This is a genomic window from Mesorhizobium sp. WSM4836, assembly GCF_055811815.1.
Genome location: NZ_JBVVQF010000073.1, coordinates 1 through 1365, shown reverse-complemented (window position 1 = coordinate 1365; position 1365 = coordinate 1). Strand labels below are relative to the sequence as shown.

The 1365-nt window shown below is 57.6% G+C and carries 1 protein-coding gene; it reads left to right on the top strand.

Annotation, left to right across the window (positions count from 1 at the left end; translation table 11 throughout):
* Positions 1 to 596: 596 nt before the first annotated feature.
* Positions 597 to 1363, top strand: a protein-coding gene (locus AC0L2P_RS32100; protein WP_473507231.1) for an IS5 family transposase whose coding sequence is annotated in 2 segments (ribosomal slippage) — positions 597 to 909 and positions 909 to 1363 — 768 coding nt in all. Because the reading frame shifts where the segments join, the coding sequence is not laid out codon by codon here.
* Positions 1364 to 1365 lie beyond the last annotated feature (2 nt).

The following is a 1365-nucleotide window of genomic DNA, read 5'->3' as shown; positions in this document are numbered from 1 at the left end:
CTAGGTCGTGAACTCATAAACGTGGAAATGAGCTCGAGGGGGTGGATTGTGGACATTGTTGAGAGCCAATAGACTTCCCCGATGCCGTCTCTTTGCAAATTCACCCTGAGCCTCGGTTTCGCGCTTGCCCTTCTCGCATCGAGCGGAGGCTACGCTGATGCCGCGAGCGCTTGCCAGACCGTCAGCCAGGCATCTGAACGCAGCAAGCTGCAACAGCTTCTGTCATCGAACGGCGTCTCTAAGAGCGAGCGGGCCTTTTTGTTGGCTGGTGCAGAACAGCGACTAATGGACATGCAATCTCGCACTCTCAACGCGCGTGGCGCTCAATGCGGGATCAAAGCAGTTCGAGCCCACATCCTCGGGTGCATGAACAGCACACTTCCCTCCGCTCTCCGCACAACTCCACCGGACAGAAAGTCCAGCAAAGCGCTTTGGGGCCGAGCAGGACTCTCGGCCCGCGGCGGAGTGTTTATCGGAATGTTTCACGCGTGCCGTGGAGGCGCTATGGATACCTTCCTGTCCAAGTGACTGAGCACAGTGAGGTCGTTCTCCGACTGGCCCTTTCATATAGCGCCGAATTTTGATTCAGACTAAGCATGAGCCGATATGACCTGACCGATTTCGAATGGCGAGTGATCGAGCCGCTGTTGCCCAACAAGCCGCGAGGGGTACCGCGCGTAGACGACCGCCGCGTGCTGAACGGCATTTTCTGGGTGCTTCGATCCGGTGCGCCATGGCGCGATTTGCCAGAGCGATACGGCCCACGCACCACCTGCTACAACCGCTTTGTCCGATGGCGGAAAGCAGGTGTGTGGGACCGCCTCATGGATGCGATTACCAATGCCCATGAGGGCAAAGTCCAGATGATCGATACGTCAATCGTTCGCGTCCACCAGCAGGGTGCGACGGCAAAAAGGGGGATCAAGATCATTGTCTCGGCCGTTCCCGAGGCGGGCTGACAACAAAAATCCATGCTCTTGTCGACGCCAAAGGGAGGCCGATCAAGCTGATGCTCACGGCAGGCCAGAAGAGCGACATCGCCTCCGCAGTGGACTTGATCAAGGATTTGCCCGAGGGTGCCATGCTGCTCGCCGACAAGGGTTATGATGCCAACGCCTTACGCACTGTCATCACCGAGCGAAAGGCATGGGCCAACATCCCGCCCAAGGCCAACCGCAAGGACCCGATCTGCTTCAGTCGCTTCCTCTACAAGGCGCGCAATCTCGTCGAACGCTTCTTCAACAAAGCCAAGCAGTTCCGCCGCATCGCAACCCGATACGACAAGCTTGCAGAGAACTACCTCGCTGCCCTCAAACTTGTGGCAATTCGCATCTGGCTACGCGGTAATGAGTCTACGTCCTAGTA